The sequence below is a fragment of the Pseudobutyrivibrio sp. JW11 genome (assembly GCF_900115355.1).
Classification (GTDB): Bacteria; Bacillota; Clostridia; order Lachnospirales; family Lachnospiraceae; genus Pseudobutyrivibrio; species Pseudobutyrivibrio ruminis.
The window spans coordinates 1-7,077 of the sequence record NZ_FOWB01000030.1 but is presented as its reverse complement, the minus strand read 5'-3'; the positions used below and the strand labels follow the sequence as shown (position 1 = coordinate 7,077).

Annotated in this window: 9 protein-coding genes; 1 reads left to right on the top strand and 8 read right to left on the bottom strand. The window is 31.8% G+C overall.

All coding sequences use genetic code 11. The features are described from left to right. Positions 1 to 138: 138 nt before the first annotated feature. The 4 genes from BM102_RS14090 to BM102_RS14085 form a co-directional block, all read right to left on the bottom strand. Positions 139 to 2,460, bottom strand: a complete 2,322-nt coding sequence (locus BM102_RS14090; protein WP_090483004.1) for a glycoside hydrolase domain-containing protein — start codon at positions 2,458 to 2,460, stop codon at positions 139 to 141. 25 nt (positions 2,461 to 2,485) lie between these two features. Then, positions 2,486 to 2,611 carry a hypothetical protein gene (locus BM102_RS14600; RefSeq protein WP_278335556.1) on the bottom strand — a complete coding sequence of 42 codons (126 nt, stop codon included), beginning with the start codon at positions 2,609 to 2,611 and terminating at the stop codon, positions 2,486 to 2,488. Positions 2,612 to 2,730: 119 nt separating this feature from the next. Further along, the gene (locus tag BM102_RS14405) at positions 2,731 to 2,898 is read right to left on the bottom strand and encodes a hypothetical protein (RefSeq protein WP_177194982.1); all 168 of its coding nucleotides are present in this window, start codon (positions 2,896 to 2,898) and stop codon (positions 2,731 to 2,733) included. Positions 2,899 to 3,149: 251 nt separating this feature from the next. Next, positions 3,150 to 3,356 (bottom strand): phage holin, encoded by a 207-nt coding sequence (locus BM102_RS14085; protein ID WP_090483001.1) that lies wholly within the window; start codon positions 3,354 to 3,356, stop codon positions 3,150 to 3,152. A gap of 152 nt (positions 3,357 to 3,508) precedes the next feature. Between BM102_RS14085 and BM102_RS14080 the strand changes: the two genes are divergently transcribed. Further along, positions 3,509 to 4,021 carry a sigma-70 family RNA polymerase sigma factor gene (locus BM102_RS14080; RefSeq protein ID WP_090482999.1) on the top strand — a complete coding sequence of 171 codons (513 nt, stop codon included), beginning with the start codon at positions 3,509 to 3,511 and terminating at the stop codon, positions 4,019 to 4,021. 57 nt (positions 4,022 to 4,078) lie between these two features. Here BM102_RS14080 and BM102_RS14075 read toward each other — a convergent pair whose 3' ends face one another. From BM102_RS14075 to BM102_RS14400, 4 genes are all read right to left on the bottom strand, one after another. Continuing rightward, positions 4,079 to 4,675, bottom strand: a complete 597-nt coding sequence (locus BM102_RS14075) for a hypothetical protein (protein ID WP_090482997.1) — start codon at positions 4,673 to 4,675, stop codon at positions 4,079 to 4,081. Positions 4,676 to 4,769: 94 nt separating this feature from the next. Next, entirely contained in the window at positions 4,770 to 5,609 is an 840-nt protein-coding gene (locus tag BM102_RS14070) for a hypothetical protein (protein ID WP_090482995.1), read from the bottom strand. A 70-nt stretch (positions 5,610 to 5,679) separates the two neighbouring features. Continuing rightward, positions 5,680 to 6,612 (bottom strand): coiled-coil domain-containing protein, encoded by a 933-nt coding sequence (locus tag BM102_RS14065; protein WP_090482993.1) that lies wholly within the window; start codon positions 6,610 to 6,612, stop codon positions 5,680 to 5,682. A gap of 1 nt (position 6,613) precedes the next feature. Continuing rightward, the coding region (locus BM102_RS14400) for a hypothetical protein (protein WP_442960218.1) at positions 6,614 to 7,077 on the bottom strand (464 nt) is incomplete at its 5' end.

Below are 7,077 nucleotides of genomic sequence, written 5' to 3'. Positions count from 1 at the left end.
GTAGGAGTAATAAACCAATCCACAGCATCTTAAACAGCATAGTCGAACCTATAGAAAAGGTAAAGAAAGACTATGACTAATACTAATAGTAGGAGTAATAGCATAGTATGGTGATATTACTCCCCCTAATTTATATTTTTACTGATTTACTAAATCTTCTATTCGACTATCAAAAGCCTCAGCAATTACCTCTCCATACTCATATGGATACTTACCAAAATTACTCTCAAAATAATCTGTATATAATTTATACTCTCCATTGGCAAATGGTAAAGCAATATCTTTTATAGTCTTCTTACCAAAAGCTGATAACATTTCTCTCTTAAACAAGCTATAGCGATTATAGCTATTGTCAGATAGATTGTAATAATCATTAAAAATATCATGAATTTTATTATTCTTCCAATCATATAGCTTAGCCATATTAAACGCATCTACATCCTGCAATAAATCCATTTTTGAAAAACCATATTTATCATCATTTGCAGCAATTTTTCTTTTAAGAGCTTCTAATGAAAAAGTTGCATCAACATCACTATCTTTATTGCTCTCAACTGCTGCTGCCATTTGATGTAAATCTCCTGCCCAACCAGCATATGCATCAATTTTATTATCTGCCTTTGCCAGAATCAATGTATTATAAATACATGCATTCAATGTTGCTGCCAGATGCTCTATTTCGATATTTTGAGCCGCATTACTATCAAAAAAATCAAATGAAGAAACTGGAATTTCTTTACTTGTATCTGCTATTCCTAAATTTTTAGCATTAACTGCCATTTCAAAGTTTTTATCTTTTGTTCCACCAAGTATATCCCATCCGGTTCCCTCATAATGACCTCTTAAATACTGCAATATAAACACATTTATATCTTTTATTGATGTCTCTTTGCCCGCACTTTGCAAGTACTTCTCAGCATAGTTCCATAAGTTGTCGTATAATGTGTAAATATTAAACGAATTATTGTTTTTTATCTTTTTAGCAGGAATTGCTGTTGCTCGCTCAGATGCTATGCATTTATCAATAGCAACGGATAAACTATTAGTTTCAAAAAACTGATCATATGCCCAATTTTTTGGCATTTTTTGTCCTATATTACCTGTAAATCCTGAAGACATATCAGAAACGTAACTATACTCTGCTAATTTCTTTTCATATAAGTGATTGCACAGCATCCTTGGACCATAAACACCTACTCTATAATTACATCCAATATTATCATTTACAGATTTAAAATATGGTATTAAATATTCCTCAATATCCTTCGTTAAAACATCATAATCAGCAGCAAAATAAATTACACTGTTTTTTGGAAATCCAAGATTTACAGCAGCAGCTGTGGCATCGATAGCATCTTTTTTCCCTTGTTTTTCTGTAAAGTATGTATTTTTTCGACCTGTTGTTTGAAATATTGGAATAATATTTAAATCTACGATTCCAAGTACTGCTATTTCATCTTCCGTCATCTTTTTATCTAATGTTCCACCTTCTACATTTGTTAAATACCTACCCACGTCCGTATAACCTGCATTTTTTAAATCTGTAGCTGTAAACCTTGATAATCTAGTGCTAGTATCACAAGCAGTAGCTTTTCTAGCTGTATTTCCTCTACTTGAAAGTAATGATGCCCATGTGTTTTTACCAGCCATTCCATCAGCTCCTAATCTAAGAAAATCCTGAAACTCATAAATCGCATTGTAAGTTTTATCGTCAAATACACCTTCATTTAATCCATATGGATAATAACCATTGACAGTTAGTGCCCACTTTAATAGTCTTTTAGATGCTGTATATCCTTTTGTCTTTTTAGTTAAAGTTGGTGCAGCATTCATTGTATTTGTACCAAAAACTCCATCTGGATCTAATCCCCATTCAAGCTGGCAACATTTAATAAGATTTTTATGTGCTTTTCTTTCCCACAAACCATTTGTAGGTGATAAACCAATTTTTTGGCCATAATACTTATTCATACCTTGCTGAACATACGATTTATATACAGCATCTGTATCTTTAGGATTTAACACTTTATATCCATCTGTATTCATTATTCCTTTCAAAATATAAGGTCTTATAATTCCATCATTTTCAATACCAGCATCACTTTGAAACTTCATAACAGCATTACTGGTATCCTTTCCATATATTCCATCCATAGCTCCTGCTGAATAGCCTTTACACCATAATGATGACTGGATAATATGCACAATATTATTCTTGGTATTTGACTTTCCAATTGTTGCTGGCAAGGCTTTTAGTGTTCCATCACCAAAATCTCCATCAACCTTGATATTCTTTCCATACTGCTTATTAATCTCAATTTGGAGCGCCTGAATCAATCTCTTAAATGTTCCTGCACCTGTAATACCATCAATATCTTTTTCTGCAAATGGTGTAAAATCTTTTTCACCCTTGTAAGTCTTGTTTAGCCACTCCTGAGTAGCTTTTACCATTTCATCCATTTTAATTTCCTCCTAAAAATAAATTTTACTTTGATGTTGCGTTATCGATTGATCCAACCATATCTTCCAGTGAATCAATCACTGCTACCAGAACTTCTGCTGCATTCTTAAGATCTGCTAGCAATCTTACTAAATCTGTAAGTTTTCCCATAGAATCCTCTCCTTTCATCTTTTTTAGGCTGTAATATTGCAAATAAAAAACGCCTGACAAAGTATAGAGATTTTCTATAATCTCTATAACTTCGTCAGGCGTTGGTTACTACTAATCAATTAAGACTGTGTACCTATTTGCTCAGTACGAATTTTCTTATTATGCATACTCACCGCTATTACTAATTTACATCTGGGGCATTTGATTTTAATTATTCCATCAGTGGTATCTTCTGCATCAAATAATCGTTTGTTATTACAGCATGGACATGCAATGTGTATTTCCATTATTCTCGCCTCCTTAGTGCCAGTTATATAGAAATGTCTGTCTGACTTCACATTGCCTTACCGTATCTACCTCCCTTAGTAGCGATGAATACAATATAGCAAACATATTTTCGATTGTCAACATCGTTTCGAAAATTTGTTCTTGTTCTTTTACGGTAAATCTAAGTCATGCTTCAAACATTTCCTATAGATTTTCTACAAAATTCATGATATGTTATTTTTCTGCTGAATATGACTGACCCAATATTAAACTACTCAGATTTTGGAAAATCTATGCCTTCCGTTTCTGGATTATTCATTATTCCAAGTAATACACATATCGCACAAATACTTTCTAATATTGTCATTATTGCCTGATTATCAACACTAAACCCAAGCGTTGATAATATCGTCAGAACATATCCGCATATACCGATTAAGGTGGCGGGATTTTTTAGTCTTCTAAGATAATTTTTCATCTGCATCACCTTCCTAACGCCTATCCTTCAATACCAGGTCAGTCATTAGATAAAAAGGTTCAAATCACTAATTTGTAATCTCAATTTTATATTTTTCGTTAAGTTTACATTTTTCTTATTCCCACCTTCTTAATCTATGGGAGGTGAGAATAATGAATAATAGTTTTGCACAATTAGTACAATCAGCAAAACAAGATTCTGTTTCTATGGAAAATGTTATTACTAAAATGAATCCGCTATTAAAAAAGTACAGTAAAAAGGCCTTCTTTCTTGATGAAGATGATGCTTATCAAGAGTTAATCCTTGCATTAATCGAGGCTGTCATGCGTATTGACATTTGCAAAACAGATGGGGAATGTCTAATTTATTTAAAAAATGCTATTTACTATAAATTTGTACATTTATGTAGAGATAATGCGCAAAACAGTACCTACATTGATTCCTATGCAACATTACCCAATGATATCAGCGCTGATGTGGAATCTTCTATATATGACTTAATAATTGACTTAAATGCCATTAATTTAAGTCTTAAACCAGCTACCAAAGAGATTTTTAACCTAATTTGTGCGGAGTATAGCGATAGCGAAATTGCTAGCATTACCGGATATACTCGACAATATATAAATAAAGTACGTCGCAAATTACGAAGTGTTCTTAGTTAATTATTGATAAAAATGAGGTGTGCTACCGATTTTGGGGCACACCTCATTTTTTGTTTTTTAGTAAAGTGCTCTATTACTTGGTGTAGATCCTACTGAAAAGCCTAAACTTACCCAACCATTTGATAATTTAGTCCAGTTTCCCTTTCCTGTAGTATCAACATAATCAATACTCAATCTACTTGGATGTTTCTTACCTACGGTAGAACCATCTGTGGCTACTCTCGCTCCAACTTTCAATGTACCTTTAAGAGTTTCACCAACATAGTATGTAACTTCCTTCTTAACAGTAAAAATCATATACTTATTACTGTCGTTTTTGTTAATTGTAACCGCAGTAGCTGGCACCAAAGTCTTACCATTTGAATTTCTACGGTGAAAAAAAACTTGCTGCGAAGCATAAGCTGGATCAACACTTGCTTCACGTGCTGCTGCTAAAATATAACCTGTTTGAGCTTTGCCTTCCTTATTTCTAAACATTACTCCTACATACCAAATATCAGAATTTGCAGCATCAACAGGTATCACTGTGTACATTTCATTTGGATAAATGTGTCCAATAACCTGGTTTACATTTAAATTTCCATCTTTATACACTGGAATTTTTGTGTTTGAGCAATTGACATAAGCTTTAGATGTGTTTGGAATTCTTGCCATAAAAAAATACCTCTTTCTTCTATTTTTAATATTGATTGACCAATCATAAAAGAAAAAGGTATTTTCATCTATTTTGTAAACCACTATATAAAATTTATTCTATTAATACACTTCCATCGCTAATCTTGATTAATGCTACACTATTAAAAACTGCAACTTTAACAGCATTTTCATCTAATTTTGTTATGTTTCCAAGCTCATCTAGTGATATGATGAAAAATTCTTCTTTTCCTTCCAAAATAGTACTAATATAAACATCGCTATCGTTATATCCCCATATCGTTACAACATCATAATTATACCCAGTATTGTCAAAAATACATTTTTCTTGAAAGAATACATTTTGCTTATCATCTAATGTAACTATTGATTTTTCTTTTTCTACTTCTATCTGGGACAACTCCATCTCATTAGGTTTTTCTGGATTACTAACATCAAATACAAGATACTTGCCATCTTCATTAGAAAATGTACTATTTTCCACAACAACTAAATAATCGTCCGAGCAATATATTTCAATAGTATCTTCTGGCAAATCCGCTACTTCAAAAAAAGTATCACTATTCTTTTCATATTTAAACAGTCTTACACTATCATCATTGCTATCAATATGTTCTATTGTATAAATGTTTCCGTCATTAACGGCTATATCATAAGGATCTATAATATTTGACGTAACCAATTCTTTAACTTTAGACTCTACATCATAACTATATAATTGTTTGTTTTCCAAAAAATAAATTACGTGATTATCCTCTGTTGCCCAAAAGCTTTCTATAGTGGGAATTTTTATTTTTTTGCATCCTTCACTAGTATCTTCGATAGTTGTATCTTCTTTAACATTAGAATTATCTATTTTTTCTTTACCACAGCCTACTAACAAAGTTAATATTAAGCTCATCTCGCATAATAACAAAAATATTTTTCTTAACATTACTCACAATACCTCCATCTGTTGATTAACTTATTATAAAATCATCAAATAGACATGTCTACATATACTATTATTTTCTTAGCATATCATTTGGTACCTCTGTTAGTTCCTTTGTATGCAATATACTAACCTCATAATATCCCCTAATAAAATTTTTCTTTAACTTTAGTGAAAATAATACATTTTTGCTTTTATCTGATATATCTGTATATCCTGTCATTACAAATTGTTCAATACCACATCTACCAAGAAGTCTTCTTCCTTCATCCGTATCACTATCTTTTAGTAAATCCTTGGTAATTTGGTATTTGGCAGAATCATAATCCATATCTACTCTATAAGGAGTTTGTATTTTTGTCATCCAGACTTTAGCTGTATCCATACTTTTTTTAGGATTTTTTAATTTTCTATATTGTGAACTTCCTTCACTATCAACTCCTGATAATTCATATTCTTCATAATAAGGATACTTATAATCTATTTCTGAAGACTCAAAAACCACATAGCCAGAATGTTCTCTTTTGGGTTGAAGATGTCGCTCTTGATTACTTCGTTTTTTATTTTGTGCCTGCAGAGCTTCATTCACTTTATCAATATTTTCTATCGTATTTTTTAATTGTTTTATTTCTTCATCTTTTTGAGTGCAATACTCCCGCAAAGTTGCTTTATATAGTTCATTTTCCTCTTGCAACTCTTTTTGGTATTTTTGTATTTCGGTATCTATTCTTGACTTTTCTACTTCAATTTCCTTCTGTTTTTTATCAATAGTAGCCTTCATATCTAAGACCACATCAGAAAGATTTTCAATAGTAAGAGCCATTTTTTTATAATCCGTAGTTTTTATTAAAGCATAATCTAAACCTTCTGATTTTGCAGCATTAAAATCTTTAATATCATCCTTCTTTTCCGCAGTAAATATTCCTAGTCTCTTTTTCCCATATTCCACTGGAAACGCCTTTGTTATGCTATTTATGCCTTTATATACCTTTATATTTCCTGCCATTTTATAATCCTCTTATGTAGTTATCTGCAACAACTGAAACCCTATTGTGACCTAATGCCTTAGAACAAATATACATCGCTTGTCGATCTAATTTTTTCTTTCTTTCATCTTTCCTACAGACGTAAACGTCTCCTTGGTATTTTTTTCCCGTTCCTTTATTTACCTTATCATATGGAATCTTATTAATAGGTCTGGCCACCGACTTATATATGAGAGTTGCGTAGTCTCCTCTATAACCATGTACATCCATATTTGTAGGTACATGTTGAAAAACTTTTTCTTCTGCAGATGTATTTTTCATTCTCTCTATTATCTTTTCTTTATTATCACCTAGTATTGGAGAAAATCTCTCTCTACCACCTTTTCCATTTCTTATATGAACAAAATACTCCGCTTCAGGAAAAAGTCTGGTATCCCTCAAAGTATTAATATAAGCAAGCTCCCCATCATTAAGATTATTTTTTT